Raw genomic sequence first — 19,295 nt, forward strand, 5'->3', positions numbered from 1 at the left:
ATGAAACATGTCTGAGAAATTACTTGTACGCCGTGCCGCCGTGCTCGGTGCCGGCGTGATGGGCGCACAGATTGCGGCGCACCTGACCAATGCCGGTGTCGACACCGTGCTTTTCGATCTGGCTGCAAAGGAAGGCGACCCCAACGGCGTCGTGCTCAAGGCCATCGCCAATCTCGGCAAGCTGTCGCCTGCCCCGCTGGCCAGCAAGTCGCTGGCGGCCGCGATCATGCCTGCCAACTACGAGACTGGCCTGTCATTGCTGGAAGGCTGCGACCTGATCATCGAGGCGATTGCCGAACGGATGGACTGGAAGCAGGACCTGTATCGCCGCATCGCGCCGCATGTGTCCGCGAATGCTGTGCTCGCCAGCAACACATCTGGTTTGGGAATCAATGCCTTGGCCGATGTTCTTCCGGAACAACTGCGCCACCGCTTCTGCGGCGTGCACTTCTTCAACCCGCCGCGCTATATGCACCTGGCCGAACTGATTCCGGCCAAGACCACCGACCCTTCTGTCATCGCGGGTCTGGAAAGCTTCCTGGTCACCCAGCTCGGCAAGGGCGTGGTGATCGCCAAGGACACTCCGAACTTCATCGGCAACCGCATCGGTGTGTTCTCGATGCTGGCAACCATGCACCACACCCGGGCGTTCAAGCTGGGCTTTGATGTCGCCGATGCACTGACCGGCCCAGCCATCGGCCGACCGAAGTCCGCCACATTCCGCACCGCCGACGTGGTTGGCCTGGACACGATGGCACATGTCATCAAGACCATGGCCGACACCCTGCCGGACGATCCCTGGCATGCCCATTTCAAGGCGCCGAAATGGCTGCTCGCGCTGATCGATAAAGGCGCGCTGGGCCAGAAGACCGGCGCCGGCATCTATACCAAGCGCGGCAAGGATATCTTGGTCCTGGACCTGGAAACGCAGGATTACCGCCCAACCGCAGCCGAGGTCGCCCCCGAAGTCGCCGCAATCCTGAAGGAACGCGATCCTGCGGCCAAGTTCGCCGCGCTGCGTGCCAGCGCGCATCCGCAGGCCCAGTTCCTGTGGGCGGTATTCCGTGACCTGTTCCACTACAGCGCCTTCCACCTGAAGGACATTGCCGAAACCGCGCGCGACGTTGACCTTGCGATCCGCTGGGGCTACGGCTGGAGCCTGGGTCCGTTCGAGACCTGGCAAGCCGCTGGCTGGAAACAGGTTGCCGACTGGGTGGCCGAGGACATCGTCGCCGGCAAGGCGATGAGCAATGCACCGCTGCCGGACTGGGTGTTCGATGGCCGCGAAGGTGTGCATGGCGCCGAAGGCAGTTACAACCCGGGCAAGGATGCAAAGTTGCCGCGTTCTGCCCTGCCCGTCTACAAGCGCCAGCGCTTCCAGGATCCATTGCTGGGCGAGCGTGCTGCACCTGGCGAGACCGTGTTCGAGAACGATGGTGTCCGACTCTGGCATGACGGCGACGGCATCGCCGTGCTCAGCTTCAAGACCAAGATGCACACGGTCAACGACCATGTGCTCAACGGTGTGCAGGAAGCAATCACGATGGCCGAGCGCGACTTCCGCGGGATGGTGATCTGGCAACCGAAGGAGCCGTTCTCGGCCGGTGCCGACCTGTCCGGCGCGCTGGGCCTGCTGCAGGCTGGCGACGTCACGGGCTTCGAGGCGATGGTCGCGAACTTCCAGGCCACCAGCCAGCGCATCAAGTATTCGCTGGTTCCAGTGGTCTCCGCGGTCCGCGGCCTGGCACTTGGCGGCGGCTGCGAGTTCCAGATGCATTCGGCGCATACCGTGTTCGGGCTGGAGAGTTATCTCGGTCTGGTCGAAGCCGGCGTCGGCCTGCTGCCGGCCGGTGGTGGCTTGAAGGAATTCGCGGTGCGCGCCTCCGAGGCCGCCGGCGCGAGCGGCGACGTGTTCGCCGAGCTCAAGACCGCATTTGAAGGCGCGGCGATGGGCAAAGTCAGCACCTCCGCCATGGAAGCGCGCGAACTGAAGCTGGCACGCGAATCGGACACGATTGTTTTCAATGCCTTTGAGTTGCTGCATGTCGCCAAGGCATGCGCCTCTGCCTTGGCCGAAAGCGGCTATCGCCCGCCGCTACCGGCACGCAGGGTTCGCGTGGCCGGCGATGTCGGCATCGCGACTTTCAAAATGATGCTGGTGAACATGCTGGAAGGACGCTTCATTTCGCCGCACGACTATGAAGTTTCGACCCGCATCGCGACCGTCATGTGCGGCGGCGAGATCGACCGCAACGCACTGGTAGACGAGGAGTGGCTACTGCGGCTGGAGCGCGAGCACTTCGTCGCACTGGCACAGATGCCCAAGACCCAGGAGCGCATCGCGCACATGCTCAAGACCGGCAAGCCCTTGCGTAACTGAGCGACGACACAGGACATACAGACATGACCAAACAAATCCAGGACGCCTACATCGTCGCCGCCACCCGTACTCCGGTCGGCAAGGCGCCACGCGGCGTGTTCCACAACACCCGTCCCGACGACATGCTGGCGCATGTGCTGCGTAGCGTGATTGCGCAGGCGCCGGGCATCGACGTCAACCGCATCGACGACGCGATCATCGGCTGCGCCATGCCAGAAGGCGAGCAAGGCATGAACGTGGCGCGCATCGGTGTGCTGCTGGCCGGCCTGCCGAATACGATCGCGGCGCAGACCATCAACCGCTTCTGTTCGTCCGGCCTGCAGGCGGTCGCGCTGGCCGCCGACCAGATTCGCCTCGGCAATTCAGACCTGATGCTGGCCGGTGGCACCGAGTCGATGAGCATGGTGCCGATGATGGGCAACAAGGTCGCGCTGGCGCCGTCGGTGTTCAACAACGACCACATCGCGATTGCTTACGGCATGGGAATCACCGCGGAAAAAGTCGCCGCAGAATGGAAGGTCAGTCGCGAAGACCAGGATGCGTTCGCCTTTGCCTCGCATCAGAAAGCACTTGCAGCGATTGCCGGGGGTGAATTCCGCGACGAGATCAGCCCCTACGATGTGATCTCGCACATACCGGACCTGGCGGGCAATGTCGTGCGCTTGAGGGAGAAGCTGGTCGATACCGACGAAGGGCCGCGTCCTGATACCTCGCTTGAAGGACTCGCCAAACTTCGCCCGGTGTTCCGCAATGGCCAGTTCGGCGGCAGTGTGACGGCGGGCAACAGTTCGCAGATGAGCGATGGTGCAGGCGCGGTGCTGCTGGCATCGGAACAGGCAATCAAGGATTACGGGCTGACACCGTTGGCGCGCTTCGTCAGCTTCTCCGTCGCCGGCGTGCGTCCGGAAGTGATGGGCATCGGACCGATCGAAGCGATCCCGAAGGCGCTCAGGCAAGCAGGCCTCACCCAGGACCAGTTGGACTGGATCGAGCTCAATGAAGCATTCGCCGCACAAGCGTTGGCAGTGATCCGCACCTGCGGGCTGGACCCCTCGAAGGTCAACCCACTCGGTGGTGCGATTGCGCTCGGACATCCGCTGGGCGCGACCGGTGCGGTGCGTACCGCCACCATCCTGCATGGCATGCGCCGCCGCCAGCAGAAGTACGGCATGGTCACGATGTGCATCGGTACTGGCATGGGCGCAGCGGGAATTTTCGAGGCGCTATAGCCCGCGACAAAGCCGTCAAAAAAAATGGGGCCATTGGCCCCGTTTTTCTTGCGGCGCCCGAGCAAACGCGCTCAGGTTTCCAGCACGCCCATCTCAGCCAAAGCGTTTTGCATCAACGTGCGTGCCGCTTCGCTGAACAGCTCGTGATCCAGCGCGTAGCGCACGGTTGCCTCGATCAAACCGAGGTGGGTGCCGCAGTCAAAGCGGGTGCCGTGGAAACGGAATGCCTCGACCGGTTTGTGCAACAGCAGCGATGAGATGGCATCGGTCAACTGAATTTCGCCACCGCTGCCCTGCCCAGTGGTTTCCAGCAGGTCGAAGATCGAAGGATCCAGGATGTAGCGGCCGACCACGGCAAGATTGCTGGGGGCATCCGCTGGTTTCGGCTTCTCGACAATGCGGGTGATGCGGCCGGCCTGGCCATCGAAGGTATTGGTGGCAACGATGCCATAACTGCCGGTCTGCTCGGGTGGCACGTCCTGCACCGCGATCACGCTGCCGCCGGTGGCCTGCGCGTGGTCGGCCATCTGCTTCAGCGCGCCATCGCCACGGCTCCAGATCAGATCGTCCGGCAACAGCACGGCAAAGGGCTCGTCGCCGATGACAGGCTTCGCGCACAGCACCGCATGGCCCAGGCCCAAGGCTTCGGACTGGGTCACGAATATCGCACGCACGCCTGGCGGCAACACATTGCGGATCAGCTCCAGCTGCTCATGCTTGCCGGCACGTTCGAGCTTCTGTTCCAGCTCGTATGCCTTGTCGAAATAATCGGCCACCGAATGCTTGTAGCGATTGGTGACGAACACCAGGGTGTCGCAGCCTGCTTCCACAGCCTCGTCCACCGCATACTGGATCAGCGGCTTGTCGACGATCGGCAGCATCTCCTTCGGCACCGTCTTGGTTGCCGGCAGGAAGCGCGTGCCGAGGCCGGCAACCGGGAAGACGGCCTTGCGGATACGTTTCGTGGTTTGTGCAGTCATGCAGGCTCTATCAGGTTTTCTATGAATTCAGTCGGCTGCGCCGGGCCGGGAATGCCACCACGGTCGCATTGCGGGCCGGCTCATCTTCGCTGGCGGGATTGAATTCGGGGACGGCATCGCGCAGGGCTGCCGCAAGTCGTTCGAGGTCGTAGGCATCGGAAGCCTCGCGCAAGGCCTTCACAGCCAGCTCGATGCGCTCGGAGCTCACCCCGCGAGGCATCGCCTGCAGGATCTTCGGATGACTGGTCGCGCTGTAGCGCTCATCGACGTGGAACAAGGTTTCATGCAGCTTCTCGCCCACCCGCAGACCGATATATTCGATCGCGACATCACGCCCGGGCTGCTTGCCTGCCAGCCGGATCATCTGTTCGGCCAGCATGCGAATCGAGACCGGCTCGCCCATGTCCAGGGTGTACACCGCCTGCTGGGCGCCGATTGCCGATGCCTGCAGGATCAATTGGCAAGCCTCGGGAATGGTCATGAAATAGCGCGTCACTTCTGGATCGGTAACGGTCACCGGGCCACCGCGGCTGATCTGTTCGCGGAACAGCGGCACCACGCTACCGGCCGAATCCAGCACGTTGCCGAAGCGGACGGTCACGAACCGGGTCGAACGGTGGTCGACCTGCGCCTGGCACAGCATTTCCGCCAAACGCTTGGTGGCGCCCAGCACATTCACCGGGTCGACCGCCTTGTCTGTTGAAATCAATACAAAGGTCCCGACCCCGGCATCACGACTGGTGCGTGCCACCACATCCGTGGTCAGCACATTGTTGCGGACAGCCTCACGCAGTTGCCGCTGCAGCAGCGGTACCTGTTTGTAGGCAGCGGCATGGAACACCGCATCGGGCTCGGCCAGGCCGAGCGCGTGCCGCATCACTGCGGGATCGCCGCAATCGCCCAGTACCGACACGTATTCGATATCGGGAAAGTCGCGCCGCAGATTGGCTTCAACGGTCAGTAGCGCAAGTTCGTCCATTTCCAGCAGGGCGATCCGCCGCGCACCATGCCGTGCACACTGCCGGCACAGTTCGGAACCGATTGAACCACCTGCGCCGGTGACCAACACCGAACGCCCGCCCAACCAGCCACGGATGGCCTTCCAGTCGGGGCTCACTGGCTGTCGGCCCAGCAGGTCCTCGATCACGACTTCCTTCAGTTGCCACGGCATTGAGCGACCTTCAAGCAGGTCGGCCAGCCGTGGCACCGTGCGGAACGGGACGCCGCTGTCCTCACAGATGCCGACCACGCGCCGCACCGCGGTGGCATCCAGCGACGGCATCGCGATCACCAGTAATTGCACGGCCGTTTCGCGTGCGATCCGACTGACGTCGTCGATCTTGCCCAGTACCGGCAGCCCCTGCAGGCGGGTACCGCGTAACGCGACTGCGTCGTCCAGGAAGCCCACCGGCTGGTAACGTCCGGTGCGGCGCAGGTCGCGCACCAGGGCTTCACCGGCTTGGCCAGCGCCAAGGATCAACACGCGCTCCGCAGAGTCGTCCAGGCGCAGCAGGCGCTGGTCCTTCCAGGCCCGGAAAATCAGGCGCGGGGCGCCCAACAACAAAGTCAGGACGAACGGATACAACAACAACGCTGCCCGCGAAACCAGGTCTAGCCGGCTATAGAAGAAGAGCCCCACGACAACGGCCAAAAGACCGATCAGGCTGGCCTTGAAGATGTTGAGCAGGTCGGGAACGCTTGCGAAGCGCCACAGTCCGCGATACAGGCCAACCTGCCAGGACACCAGGCCCTGCGCCACCAACACGATCAGGACTGTGCTGGAAAATGGTTCCAGCGGCAGCGGCTGCGGTTGCAGCGCGTAACGGATGTAGTGCAATCCCTGCCAGCATACCCAGACCATGACCAGGTCGTGCAGGATTACCGCCAGCCGCGGCAGGCCGTACTTGAAGCGCTCCTTCCATGTGCTCATGACCCGAGTCCTTCGGTTTGCCTGGCGTACTGCCGATGCAGCCACCACCATCCGAGCGCAGCTGCCGTCACGCAAGCCAGGAACACCAACAAACCCGTGTTGCCCAGCCTGCCCCACACTGAAAGCATGACCCCAATCGCCATCATCGTCCAGAGGCCATATGCCAACGTCACGACGACATGCCCCTTGTTTCGGCTCCAGCGCTGGAAGGCGTGCTCGACATGCGCCTGCCACCAGCGATCGCCACGATGCATCCGCCACAACAAGGTCAAGCCACTGTCCACCAGCATTGCCAGTGGCGCCAACAGCAACAGCGGCCAGTCGCGGGCGGGACTGGAAACGAATCCGAGCGCGACCAGGGCAGCAACCAGATAACCCAGCGCGCCACTCCCCACGTCACCCAGAAATAGCTTGGCGCGTGGAAAATTGAATGGCAGGAATCCCAGGCATGCCCCGGCAACCGCAATACCAAGGATGGGTGCCGCGAATCCGGGTAGTAGCGCGAAAGCCAGGCCGCACAGCAGCGCTTGGCTAGTGGCCAGCCCGTTGATGCCATCCATGAAATTCCAGGCATTGACCAGCCCGAGGGCCAGCACGAAGCCCGCCAGGGATGCCACCGTGCCAGCTCCACCCAGATGCAGCGCTGCGGCGAGCAGAAACGCCGAAAACACATGCACGCCCAGTCTGGGCCAGACCGGCAAAGGGCGGTGGTCGTCCAGCCAGCCGATGCCGGCAACCAGCGCCAAGCCTGTTGCGACCAGCCACCACCAACCATGGCCAGTGCCGTGCAAAGCCATCGCGACCAAGCACCCCAGGCCGGCGATGACAATGCCGATGCCGCCGCCACGCGGGGTTTCCACATGATGACTGCGGCGTTCGCCCGGCACGTCGATCAACCCATGGCGATGCGCATGGCCCAATGCCCATGCTGCTCCCACCGCGGACACAGCCGCTGCCGCCAATCCGGCCGCAAGCAGAACCGCCGGTTCAGACCACGGCATAGTTCAGCAGCGGCTTCACCGTGCCCCATTCTTTGCAACTGGGGCATTGCCAATGATGGCTGCGTGCGCCAAAACCGCAGCGGGTGCAGCGGTAGCTCGGGTTGCGAACCAGCAGTTGGTCGGTAATGTGCTTGAGATCGTGCAGGGTGGCAGTGGCGTCGGCATCGTCGGCCAGGCTGAGCTCGATCAATGCGGCTTCGCCACGCACCGAAGGTCGATCCTTCAATTGCTGCGCCAGATATTGCCGCGCAACGCCAACGCCCTCCTCTGCTTCGAGCATGCGTGCGAGCGCCAATACTGGCGAAATCCCGCGGTAGTGTTCGCACATCTCGGCAAGGAACGCGCGGGCGCCAGTGCGCTCGCCGATAGCTTCGTAATTGGCCAGCAGTGCCGGCAGGATCACCGGCAGGAAATCCGGATCATGGCGCGCCGCGCGCTCGAATGCGCGGATCGCAGCGACTGGATTGCCTGAATCGGTCTCGATTCGACCCTCGCTGATGCCCGCGCGAACCGAAGTGGAATCCGCCGCATACGCCCGAACAATGGCAGCGCGCGCCGCATCCAGGTCACCCGCCGAGCGTTGCCGATCCGACAATTCGCATTCGAACTGCGCGATCAGCTTGCCCATTGGTTCGCCGGTGGCTGCTTCGAAACGGCTGGCGTTCTCGATGGCTTTTTCCCAGTCGCGCTCGGCCTGGTAGATGCCGATCAGGTGGCGCAGCGCCTGCGGCGCGCGCTGGTCGATTTGGGCCAAGTCAGAAAACACGGTTTCGGCGCGATCCAGCAGTCCAGAACGCATGTAGTCCTCACCCAACGCCAACAGCGCTTGCACCTTCTGCGGATCGCTCAGGTCCGAACGCTGCACCAGTGCCTGGTGCAGGCGGATCGCGCGGTCGACTTCGCCGCGGCGACGGAACAGATGGCCCAGCGCGACCTGGGTCTCGAAGGTGTCCTTGTCCAGCTCGGCGATATGCAGGAACAACTCGATTGCCTTGTCCGGCTGTTCGTTGAGCAGGTAATTCAGGCCGCGGAAATAGGTGGTGGAGAGTTTGCTGACCTGATGGTTGCTATGCCGTTCGCCGCCACGCCGGCCAATGATCCAACCCACCAACGCGGCCATCGGGATGAAGATCAGGTACCACAGCCACTGGTCCAGGAACTCCATGCTCAGGGCTTGCTACGCGGCGCACGCATGGCGCTTTCGGCGCGGCGCAAACGCCGACGCAAAGGCGCGACCACGGCAATCGCGAGAATGCCGCCGCCTACCAAAACACCCAGCAGCAGGGCGACCAGCACGCTCAACCCCAGGCTGGCACGAATCGTGGCCATTCCGAGGTCGAGTGCAATGGGTTGCGTATTGAGCGCACCAATAATCGCACCCAACAGGATGCAGGCAATGGCGGCAATGAGGCGAATCAGGCGCATAGGCAACTCCGAAGTTCGCCTGCAAGCTTAACGGACTGGCAGCAACTCAGTCGTCGGCCGGCAGTGGCACGACATTGGTGACCCGTTCGCGCAGCTCCTTGCCAGGCTTGAAATGCGGGACATGCTTGCCCGGCAGTGCCACCGCGTCACCCGTCTTCGGGTTGCGGCCTGTACGCGGTGGCCGGTAATGCAGGGAAAAACTGCCAAACCCGCGCACCTCGATGCGGTCGCCACTGGCGAGCGCGGTGCCCATCATCTGCAACAACGCCTTCACCGACAGGTCGACGTCGTCGGCCTTCAGATGCGGCTGGCGCCGGGCCAGCAATTCGATGAGTTCGGACTTGGTCATGAAATTTTTTGCGGCCATGACAAGACGACGACCCGGCTGGAGCCGGGCCGCCACGATGCACTAGGCCAACTGGATCACTCGGCCTTGCTGTTCAGCTGCTCGCGCAGTAGCGCGCCCAGCTTGGTGGTGCCACTGGCAGCGTCGGCGGAGGCCTTCTGGTACTCGACCATCGCATCGGCAGTCTCGGCATCGTCCTTGCCCTTGATCGATAGCTGCAGGCTGCGGCCCTTGCGGTCCATGCCCACGAACTTGGCTTCGACTTCCTGGCCAACCTTGAGGAACTGGCTGGCGTCCTCGACACGCTCTTCGGCGACGTCGCGCGCGAAGATGTAGCCTTCAACGCCGTCGCCCAGGTCGATCATCGCGCCCTTGGCGTCCACTTCCTTGACGGTACCGGTGACCTTGGTGCCCTTCGGGTTGGTTGCCATGAACTGGCCAAGCGGATCCTGTTCCATCTGCTTGACGCCAAGGCTGATGCGCTCGCGCTCCGGATCAACCGCCAGCACCACTGCTTCCAGGGTGTCGCCCTTCTTGTAGTTGCGGGCCACGTCTTCACCGGTGGAGTTCCAAGTGATGTCCGACAGGTGGATCAGGCCATCGATGCCGCCGTCCAGGCCGATGAAGATGCCGAAGTCGGTGATCGACTTGATCTGGCCTTCAACCTTGTCGCCCTTCTTGTGGATCGCAGCGAAGGTTTCCCACGGATTGCTGGTGACCTGCTTGATGCCCAGCGAGATGCGGCGACGCTCTTCATCGACGTCCAGCACCATGACCTGGATGTCGTCACCGACCTGCACGATCTTGGCCGGGTTGACGTTCTTGTTGGTCCAGTCCATTTCGGACACGTGGACCAGGCCTTCGACGCCGGGCTCGATCTCGACGAATGCGCCGTAATCGGTGACGTTACTGACCTTGCCGAACACGCGGGTGTTGGAGGGATAACGGCGGGCGATGTTGTCCCACGGATCCTCGCCCATCTGCTTCAGGCCCAGGCTGACGCGGTTGCGCTCCTTGTCGTACTTGAGCACGCGCACATCGAGTTCCTGGCCGACTTCAACGACTTCGGACGGATGGCGCACTCGCTTCCAGGCCATGTCGGTGATGTGCAGCAGGCCGTCGATGCCGCCAAGGTCGACGAATGCGCCGTAATCGGTGAGGTTCTTGACCACGCCCTTCAGCACTGCGCCCTCGACCAGCTTCTCGAGCAACTGCTCGCGCTCTTCCGAATGCTCGCTCTCGACCACCGCACGGCGGGAGACGACCACGTTGTTACGCTTGCGGTCCAGCTTGATGAGCTTGAATTCCAGCTCCTTGCCTTCCAGGTACACCGGGTCGCGCACGGGGCGCACATCGACCAGTGAACCCGGCAGGAACGCGCGGACGTCCTTGATGTCGACGGTGAAACCGCCCTTTACCTTGCCGCTGATGCGTCCAACAATGGTCGCGTTGGCTTCGAGCGCTTCCTCGAGCTCGTCCCACACCATGGCGCGCTTGGCCTTCTCGCGCGACAGCACGGTCTCGCCGAAGCCGTTCTCGAGGGAGTCGAGCGCGACTTTGACTTCGTCACCAACGCCTACGTCGATCTCGCCAGCATCGTTGCGGAACTGTTCGATCGGCACGATGCCCTCGGACTTCAGGCCGGCATTGATCACCACGACATCGTTGCGGACTTCGACAACGATGCCCTTGACGATGGAGCCAGGCTTGAGCTTGGCGATGTAGGCCTGGCTCTGTTCGAACAGTTCAGCGAAAGATTCGGTCATTACGGAATTCATTGGACATCTCAGTGGATACACGGGTCGCGTCGCAGCACCATGCTGCGTACATCGGCCCACCTTGGGTGTGGCATAAGCGCTGCGCCCGGATGCTGCGTGCAGTGCGTGGCCATGTGTGATGGTTGAAGGAAAACCGTGGCGCGCCTCGTCCTGGCAGCAAATAGCTGGCAGGTGATGCGACCACGGAACGGTTCTGCGACGGTTGGTTCGTGCGGATCAGCCGGCAGGGCGGGACATCACGTCCAGCACCTGCGCGACCACGTCCTCGATGCCAAGACCGGTGGTGTCGATGCGGACGGCGCCATCGGCCGGCCGCAAAGGCGCCACCGCGCGATTGGCGTCGCGGGCGTCACGCGCGAGAATCTCGCGTAGCAGACCGTCCAATGTAACCGAAACCCCTTTGTCCTTCAACTGCTTATGGCGTCTTTCGGCCCGCTCGTCGGCGCTGGCCGTAAGGAATACCTTGTGCCCGGCATCCGGGAAGATCACGGTGCCCATGTCGCGGCCATCGGCCACCAGCCCCGGCAATTGGCGAAACGCACGCTGGCGATCCTTGAGCGCCGCCCGCACTTCGGGAATCGCGGCAATCGCGGAGGCTGCACCGCCGGCAGTCTCGGTACGCAATTCGTCGGTGGCATCCTGCCCGTTCACGATCACCCGTGGCTCACCGCTTGGGTCGTCGCGAAATCCAATGTTGGTATCAAAGGTGCAGCGCACCAGCGCGGAAGGGTCGGAGAGGTCCAGGTCCGCCCAACTGGCAGCGATACCCACGGCCCGATACAGCGCTCCGGAATCCAGGTAGTGCCAACCCAGTCGCTGGGCCACGATGCGACTGATGGTGCCCTTGCCGGAGCCGGAGGGCCCATCGATCGTGAGGACGGGCACCGAGGACTGGTTCGCTGGAGTCTGCATCGGGTGATTATGGCGAACTTGCTGGCATCAGATGCCATTTCGAAGGCTCAATGTCCGCCTCACTGAAACTTCCGGCCACAAGCTATTGATTCGGCGACACATAACCCGTTAGAATGCGCGGCTTCGCGTTTGCAGCTGTCGTGCTCACGCATGCGCACCCATCACTCAATTTTTTGCCGAGGTTCTGTCATGAAGGTTCTGTCCTCCCTGAAGTCGGCGAAGACCCGTCACCGCGACTGCAAGGTGGTTCGCCGTCGTGGCAAGATCTTCGTCATCTGCAAGTCAAATCCGCGTTTCAAAGCGCGTCAGCGCTGAGAAACGAAAAGCGTATGACCAAGGCACGCCAGCGCTGAGTCCTTCGCCGGTTGTGCATGCGAAGGCCGCCATGTGCGGCCTTCGTTGTTTCTGGGATTCTCGAACCACGCCCTCGCCGCCGCTGCGCTCGCAGTGCGTTCACGGAATCGGCTTAGAATCCAAGACCCGCCTTCTTGCCTTGGGAGTGTTGCCATGAACCGCCTGTCCCGCAGCATCGCTATTGCCGTAAAACCGCTAGTCTTCATATTGCTCGCCGTCGCCCTACCGGGCATCAGCGTTACCGCATCTGCCCAGGACCGGCAAGTCGTCGGCGACACCTTGCTGATCGAACGTGTGCAGGAAAAACCAGCCAAACTGCCAAGTCGCGGCATGAGCATGGCCCAGGTCGAAGCCCGCTATGGCGCGCCGACCGAGCGCATGGACCCGCGCGGTGGCCAGAAACGCGTCTGGCCGACCATCAACCGTTGGGTATATCCGGCCTTCGTCGTGTATTTCGAACGCACCAAGGTCCTCAATGTGGTGATGAACAAGGCCGACCCGAACGAGATCGGCCCGAAGCCGCCTGTGACCTGAAATCTCCGAACTGAACTACACGCCATGAGCCGCACGCCCTGAGCGCCAAGCCCTGAAAAAGATGACCGATTCATCCGTGCGTTTCCCCGCCGAGTGGGAACCCCAATCGGCGGTGCTGATCGCCTGGCCGAACGACGACACCGACTGGGTCGAGCATCTGGCCGGCGTCGAAGACACCTATATCGCGCTGGTCGCGGCGATCACCCGCTTCCAGCCAGTAGTGATTTGCGTGGCCGACCATGACGTGGAGGCCTACGCCGATGCACGCCTGCGCTCGAACCGGATCGACATGGATCACGTGCGCTTCGTGACCGTGGCCTATGACGACACCTGGCTGCGCGACAGTGGCCCGATTACATTGATTGAAAGCGGGTTGCGCGATAACGAAGGCTTCAGGCTGCTCGACTTCCGCTTCACCGGCTGGGGCGGCAAGTTCGATGCGAGCAATGACGATCAGCTGATCGAGCGCCTCGACAAGCAGAAGTTATTTATTACAAATACTCGGCAAGCAATTGATTTTGCTTTGGAAGGTGGTGCCATCGAAACCGATGGCGAAGGCACTCTGCTGACCACCTGGCACTGCCTGCATGAGCGTCATCCGGATTGTAGCCGTGAGCAGCTGACCGCAAAACTGGCTGGCTGGTTGCATCAGGACCGGTTGCTTTGGCTCGAGCATGGCGCACTGGAAGGCGACGATACCGACGCACACATCGACACACTCGCCCGCTTCGCCTCGGCTGACTCCATCGTGTTCCAAGCCTGCGACGACCCGAGCGATTCGCACCATGCCGACCTGCAGGCGATGGCCGATGAAATCTCGATGCTGCGCACTCGCGATGGCCTGCCGTATCGATTGTTTCCGCTGCCATGGGCGAAACCCATCATCGACATCGATAAGCACGGTGAAAGCCGCCGGCTTGCCGCCAGTTATGCCAATTTCCTGATCATCAATGGCGCGGTGTTGATGCCCGCTTACGGCGATCCGGCCGATGCAGATGCTGCTGCAGTGCTGGCACGCGCATTCCCCGACCGCGAGATCGTGCCGGTGCCGTGTCGTCCCCTGATCTGGCAGAACGGCAGCCTGCACTGCATCACCATGCAGTTACCCGAAGGACTGGTCTGATGGCCAAACACGACAAACTTCCCGTCGCCCTGATCCAGGAGCACGCGATCATTGACCAAGGCTTCGGCAATGCCGAGGCCAACCTGGCCGTCATCGAAACGCGCGTGGCCGAAGCGGCAGCCAGCGGCGCGAAACTCGTGCTGCTGCAGGAACTGCACAACGGCGCGTACTTCTGCCAGCATGAATCGGTGGATGAGTTCGACTTGGCAGAAACAATACCCGGCCCATCGACCGTACGCGTGGGCAAGCTTGCGAAACAACATGGCGTGGTGCTGGTCAGTTCACTATTCGAAAAGCGCGCCGTCGGGCTGTACCACAACACCGCCGTAGTGTTCGACGCCGACGGCAGCATGGCTGGCAAGTACCGGAAGATGCACATCCCGGACGATCCAGGCTTCTACGAGAAGTTCTATTTCACCCCGGGTGACCTGGGCTTCAACCCGATCGATACCTCGGTGGGTCGACTCGGTGTGTTGGTATGCTGGGACCAGTGGTATCCGGAAGCTGCGCGCCTGATGGCGTTGGCTGGCGCGGAATTGCTGCTATATCCGACCGCGATCGGCTGGGACCCGAGCGACGACCAAGCCGAAAAAAACCGCCAGCGCGACGCATGGATCCTCAGCCATCGCGGGCATGCGGTCGCCAATGGCCTGCCGGTGCTCAGCTGCAATCGCGTCGGCCATGAAGCATCGCCACTTGCATCTGAAAAAGCCGTGGGGGCATCCGGCATCGATTTCTGGGGCAATAGCCATGTACTTGGGCCGCAAGGCGAATTCATCGCCGAAGCCGGCAGCGAACCAACCATCCTGATGGCCGAGGTCGACATGCAGCGCAGCGAACACGTGCGCCGGATCTGGCCATTCCTGCGTGATCGCCGTATCGATGCATACCAAGATCTGCTGAAGCGCTATCGTGACTGACGCGCTCGTGGCAGAGGCCGCCGACTGGACCGACCAGCCGCATATCGAGATCGAACGCGATGGGGTGCATTACACACTGCTAGGTACTGCGCACATCTCCAAGGCGAGTATTGAGGCTGTGCGTTCGGCGATCGCCAGCGGCAGGTTCGATGCGATTGCAGTTGAACTGGACGAACAACGGCACAAGGCGCTGACCGAACCGGATGCATTGGCCCAACTCGACCTGGTCAAGGTGATCCGCGAACGCAAGATCGCGCCTTTCGCCGCCAACCTGGCCTTGGCTGCTTACCAGCGCCGGCTGGCTGAGCAGCTCGACGTCGAGCCCGGCGCGGAACTCAAGACTGCCGCATTGGAAGCCAGTGCACGTGGCCTACCCTTGCAACTGATCGATCGCGATGTCGGCATCACCTTCCGCCGGATCCTGCAGAAACTGCGCTGGTGGGACCGGATGAAACTGATCGCCGGGCTTGGCGGCGGTTTGTTTGCAAGCGACGAAATCGACGAAAGTGACATCGAGCGTCTGAAGGAAGGCGACATGCTGGAATCAAGCTTCGGTGAATTCGCGCGCGATACGCCGTCGCTGTTTGCCACCCTGATCGACGAACGCGACCAGTTCATGGCCGCACGCCTGCGCGAGCGCACCGACGGCGCCAGCCAAGTGCTGGCGGTGGTCGGCGCCGGCCATCTGAAAGGCATGGCGCGTTACCTGGCCGAAGAAACCCGAACCCCCGACGACATCACCAACGAACTGGTGCACATCACCAGGAAACGCAAGATTCCCTGGATCACAATTGTCCTGATGCTATTGATCGCAGCTGGCATTGCCTGGGGTTATGCGCGTGGCGGCAGCGAACTGGGCCGCGAACTGCTGATCCAATGGGTGGCATGGACCGGCGGACTGGCCGGACTGGGCGCCCTGCTCGCCCGCGGCCACATCCTCAGCGTCCTGGCCGCAGCGATTTCAGCGCCGCTGAAACCATTCCGCCCCGGCCTGCCACCGGGCATGTTCAGCGCCTTGGTCGAAGTGCACCTGCGCAAGCCAGCCTATCCGGATTTCCTTGCATTGCGCGATGACGCCCAGACCCTTGGCGGCTGGTACCGGAACCGTGTGTGCCGGGTGGTGATGGTATTCATCCTTACCAACATCGGCAGTGCGATCGGCGTGTGGATGGCGGGTGCACGGATTCTTGGAAAATTGCTGTAGAAGCCACGCGGGCCCCTGAACCACATCGCCAATCCAGGTCAAACAAATCATGAGCCGAACCAATGGGTTCGACCCACGAAAGATGCAACGGAATCATGCGACTGGTTGCGCCCGCAATTCGCGCCGCTGTTGCCTGCTGAGGAGCGCGCGTCGGACCAGGTTGCCACTGCCACTACGCAGGTCGTCCAGCAGCGCGTAGATGGTCGGCAGGAACAGCAGGCTGACCACGGTGGAGAACGCCAGGCCACCCGCGATCGCTCTCGCCATCGGGTAATACGGTGGACCATCGCCGGCGATCTGGGTGTTGGACAGCGCAATCGGCACCATCGCCAGGATCGCGGTACCCATCGTCATCATGATCGGGCGCAGGCGCTCGCGGCTTCCTTCGACCAATGCATCGGTCCGGCTCATCCCGCGCCGCCTGAGGTTGTTGATGTGCTCGACCATCACGATGCCGTTGTTCACCACCACGCCCATCAGCACCAGGATGCCGATGATGGCCATGATATTGAATTCAGTGCCGGTCAGCCAGAACAGCCAGTAGACGCCGAAGATCGAAAACAGCACGCAGCTCATGATCGCAAACGGGAACAACAGTGATTCGAACACGGCCGCCATCACGATGAACATCAGGATCAGGGCGATGCCGATGTTGCCGATCATCTGCGCCTGGGCATCCATGTTGAAGCCGAACCCGCCGCCATCGAAGGTGTAGCTGTAACCGGGCGGGAACTGCACCGACTTGAGCGTGGCTTCGATTTCCTTGCGAGCATCCGGCATGGTCGCATCGCCGACCAGGCCAGCCTCGACCTTGAGCATGGTCTGCCGGTTCATGCGCTGGATCGTGGTCGACGACGGTTTCACGCTGACATCGACCATCGCAAGCAATGGCACCGAGCGGCCATCGGCGGCGCGTACCGTGAACGATTCCAGGTCGGCCGCACCGAAATGCTCCGCACCCGCGAAACGCACGTTGACCGGGATCTCGACCTCGCCGCGATGGAATGCGCGCAATGAGGTTCCGCGAAGCGCCATGCCGACGAACTGAGCCACCTGTTGCGCATTGAAGCCGAATGAGGCCGCTCGCTCGCGGTTGACCCTCACCGACAGTTCGCTGTTGGTGTCGCCGGTGTCCACGCGCACGTCGCGCAGGTTCTTGCTGCGCGACAGGATCGGGATGATGTCGGCGGCCAGCTCCTTCAGGGTTTCGGTGGAGTCGCCGGTCAGGCTGAACTGGATGCCTTGGTCATTGCCGCCCATGCCACCCTGACGACCGATGCCGATATTGGCACGCGCCGACTTGGGCAAGTCCTTGCGCAGATCGTCCTGGATCTTCATGGAGGCCTCTGTGCTCTTGGCATCCACTGTAACCCGGGTCTGCGCCCAGCCTTGTTCGCTGAAGCGACTGTAGACCTGCTCGACATGGAATCGCTTGCGGTTGCTGTTGATGAACTGTTCGACCTTGGCGACTTCCTTGCCCATCTCCTCCTTCGAGTACGAGCCCTGCCACTGGTAGTAGATCGAAATCTCGGCAGGATCCTGCTGGTTGCCGGAATCGCCCTTGGTCATCTTCATCGGGATGATGCTGAGCAGGCTGATCAGCACGATGCCGGCCACGCTCCAACCGCGATGATCCAGCGACCAGCGCAGACCCTTTGCATAGCGCGCTTGCAGCCGCGAAATGAAGGGAGACTTCACTGCAGGCGGCGTCTTCATGCGCGCCGACAGCATCGGAATCAGGCTGATCGCGACCAGCCATGACGCCAGCAGCGATACTGAGATTGTGACCGCCAACTGGGTCAGGTACACGGTGATCATGTTCTTCTCGCCGAACATCATCGGCAGGAACACGATGCAATGGCACAGGGTTCCCGCGCTGAGCGCGATCGCCACGTGGCGGGTGCCAATCACCGAGGCCAGGCGCGGTTGCGTGGGATATTTCTCACGCTCCTGGTAGATGCTTTCGACCACCACCACCGCGTTGTCCACCAGCATGCCGACTGCCAGCAGCAGGCCCATCATCGACATGATGTTGAGGGTAATGCCAAAAAAGTACATGAAGCCCAGGGTAATCACGAAGCAGATCGGGATGGCGGTGCTGACCATCAGTGTCGATGGCCAATGGCGCAGGAAGAAATACAACACCGCGAGCGAGAGCAGCAGGCCGATGCCGCCGGCTTCGGCTAGCGCCGTCAATGAACTGACGACCTGTTCGCCCTGGTCGTCGGTCACTTCGATCTTGATCCCGCGCATCGCAGGATCCTTTTGCAGCAGGTCGATTTCGCGTTTGACGTTGCCGGACAACTCGACCAGGTTGGCCGCGCGCTCCTTGTAGATGTCCACGCCCACCGCAGGCTTGCCATCCACCTGCCGCACGTAGTTCATCCGTTGCGGCTGCAGGATCACCTCGGCAATGTCGGACAAGCGCGTGCCATTGGCGGCAACCGGCAGGTCACGCAGCGACTGCAAGTCGGCCAACTCGCCCTTCGGCTGGACTCGCAATCGACGCCCGGCATCGGTGATCTCCCCAGCCGAGACCGAGAAGTTCGACGCCTGCAAACGCGACACCAGCTCGTTCAGACCAACACCATTCGCGGTCAGCCGATCCGGCTCGATCGCGATCAATACCTCCTGGCTCGGCACACCCTCCACCTCTACCCGCGCCACACCTGGCAATCGCTCCAGGCGCTGCTTGAGGCTGCGCTCAATCAGATCGCCGCGTGTCGTGAGGTCGGTCTGGCTGGTCAGGCGCAGGCTGATGGCTTCCTGGTCGCCAGTACTCCAGCGGCGCACGAAATAGCGTTGGAAATCATCCGGCAACTGGTCGCGGATTGCATCGATGCGTTCACGCGCTTCCGATGCAGCAATCGCCACGTCCTTGCCCCAGTCGCTGAACTGCACGAACACGCTACCGCCATCGGCGCTGGCACTGGCATTCATCGACTTGATGCCAGGCATGGTGGCGATAGCCTCCTCCACCGGCCGCACCAGGTTGCGCTCCACTTCCTCTGGCGTGGATCCCTGGTAGGGCAGTTGCACGAAGAAGAACGGCGGCGATGATTCCGGCTGCGCTTCAAGCGGCAACCGGAACCCGGCAATCAACCCGATCACCACCAACGACACGAAGATCATGATCGTGGTGACCGGGCGACGGATGCTCAGTTCGGTGATGTTCATTG

General features: G+C 62.2%; 16 protein-coding genes. 7 read left to right on the forward strand and 9 right to left on the reverse strand.

Translation table 11 applies throughout. The features are described from left to right. Window positions 1–7 precede the first annotated feature (7 nt). Together PSV05_RS09740 and PSV05_RS09745 are read left to right on the forward strand one after the other, a co-directional pair. Complete coding sequence (locus PSV05_RS09740; RefSeq protein ID WP_300064507.1) at window positions 8–2,380, forward strand: 3-hydroxyacyl-CoA dehydrogenase/enoyl-CoA hydratase family protein; 2,373 nt, start codon at window positions 8–10, stop codon at window positions 2,378–2,380. Between the two features lie 23 nt (window positions 2,381–2,403). Further along, window positions 2,404–3,609, forward strand: a complete 1,206-nt coding sequence (locus tag PSV05_RS09745; RefSeq protein ID WP_300064509.1) for an acetyl-CoA C-acyltransferase — start codon at window positions 2,404–2,406, stop codon at window positions 3,607–3,609. A 71-nt stretch (window positions 3,610–3,680) separates the two neighbouring features. Here the strand turns inward: PSV05_RS09745 and galU are convergent, their stop codons facing one another. From galU to cmk, 8 genes are all read right to left on the reverse strand, one after another. Then, entirely contained in the window at window positions 3,681–4,589 is a 909-nt protein-coding gene (galU, locus tag PSV05_RS09750; RefSeq protein WP_300064511.1) for a UTP--glucose-1-phosphate uridylyltransferase GalU, read from the reverse strand. A gap of 19 nt (window positions 4,590–4,608) precedes the next feature. Then, entirely contained in the window at window positions 4,609–6,519 is a 1,911-nt protein-coding gene (locus tag PSV05_RS09755; protein WP_300064513.1) for a nucleoside-diphosphate sugar epimerase/dehydratase, read from the reverse strand. After that, window positions 6,516–7,520, reverse strand: coding sequence for a hypothetical protein (locus PSV05_RS09760; protein ID WP_300064515.1), 1,005 nt, complete (start codon window positions 7,518–7,520; stop codon window positions 6,516–6,518). Before PSV05_RS09760 ends, PSV05_RS09755 begins: the two co-directional genes overlap by 4 nt. Continuing rightward, window positions 7,507–8,685, reverse strand: a complete 1,179-nt coding sequence (lapB, locus tag PSV05_RS09765; RefSeq protein WP_300064517.1) for a lipopolysaccharide assembly protein LapB — start codon at window positions 8,683–8,685, stop codon at window positions 7,507–7,509. Before lapB ends, PSV05_RS09760 begins: the two co-directional genes overlap by 14 nt. A 2-nt stretch (window positions 8,686–8,687) precedes the next feature. Beyond that, complete coding sequence (locus PSV05_RS09770) at window positions 8,688–8,945, reverse strand: lipopolysaccharide assembly protein LapA domain-containing protein (RefSeq protein ID WP_300064519.1); 258 nt, start codon at window positions 8,943–8,945, stop codon at window positions 8,688–8,690. 46 nt (window positions 8,946–8,991) lie between these two features. Beyond that, window positions 8,992–9,294: an integration host factor subunit beta gene (locus tag PSV05_RS09775; RefSeq protein WP_300064521.1), complete on the reverse strand. Its 303-nt coding sequence runs from the start codon at window positions 9,292–9,294 to the stop codon at window positions 8,992–8,994. A 74-nt stretch (window positions 9,295–9,368) separates the two neighbouring features. Beyond that, complete coding sequence (gene rpsA, locus PSV05_RS09780) at window positions 9,369–11,057, reverse strand: 30S ribosomal protein S1 (protein WP_300064523.1); 1,689 nt, start codon at window positions 11,055–11,057, stop codon at window positions 9,369–9,371. A 228-nt stretch (window positions 11,058–11,285) separates the two neighbouring features. Further along, window positions 11,286–11,981 carry a (d)CMP kinase gene (gene cmk / locus PSV05_RS09785; protein WP_300064525.1) on the reverse strand — a complete coding sequence of 232 codons (696 nt, stop codon included), beginning with the start codon at window positions 11,979–11,981 and terminating at the stop codon, window positions 11,286–11,288. Between the two features lie 189 nt (window positions 11,982–12,170). Between cmk and ykgO the strand changes: the two genes are divergently transcribed. The 5 genes from ykgO (at window position 12,171) to PSV05_RS09810 (ending at window position 16,116) form a co-directional block, all read left to right on the forward strand. Further along, complete coding sequence (ykgO, locus tag PSV05_RS09790) at window positions 12,171–12,296, forward strand: type B 50S ribosomal protein L36 (protein WP_057628212.1); 126 nt, start codon at window positions 12,171–12,173, stop codon at window positions 12,294–12,296. A 192-nt stretch (window positions 12,297–12,488) separates the two neighbouring features. Further along, window positions 12,489–12,869 (forward strand): hypothetical protein, encoded by a 381-nt coding sequence (locus tag PSV05_RS09795; RefSeq protein WP_300064530.1) that lies wholly within the window; start codon window positions 12,489–12,491, stop codon window positions 12,867–12,869. 61 nt (window positions 12,870–12,930) lie between these two features. Further along, complete coding sequence (locus tag PSV05_RS09800; RefSeq protein ID WP_300064532.1) at window positions 12,931–13,992, forward strand: agmatine deiminase family protein; 1,062 nt, start codon at window positions 12,931–12,933, stop codon at window positions 13,990–13,992. Then, window positions 13,992–14,912, forward strand: coding sequence for a carbon-nitrogen hydrolase (locus PSV05_RS09805; protein WP_300064534.1), 921 nt, complete (start codon window positions 13,992–13,994; stop codon window positions 14,910–14,912). Before PSV05_RS09800 ends, PSV05_RS09805 begins: the two co-directional genes overlap by 1 nt. Beyond that, window positions 14,905–16,116 (forward strand): TraB/GumN family protein, encoded by a 1,212-nt coding sequence (locus PSV05_RS09810; protein WP_300064536.1) that lies wholly within the window; start codon window positions 14,905–14,907, stop codon window positions 16,114–16,116. Before PSV05_RS09805 ends, PSV05_RS09810 begins: the two co-directional genes overlap by 8 nt. Window positions 16,117–16,209: 93 nt before the next feature. Here the strand turns inward: PSV05_RS09810 and PSV05_RS09815 are convergent, their stop codons facing one another. After that, the gene (locus tag PSV05_RS09815; RefSeq protein ID WP_300064539.1) at window positions 16,210–19,293 is read right to left on the reverse strand and encodes an efflux RND transporter permease subunit; all 3,084 of its coding nucleotides are present in this window, start codon (window positions 19,291–19,293) and stop codon (window positions 16,210–16,212) included. Window positions 19,294–19,295: the final 2 nt, after the last annotated feature.

Origin of the sequence: Thermomonas sp. (assembly GCF_029945965.1) — a bacterium.
Taxonomy (GTDB): domain Bacteria; phylum Pseudomonadota; class Gammaproteobacteria; order Xanthomonadales; family Xanthomonadaceae; genus Thermomonas.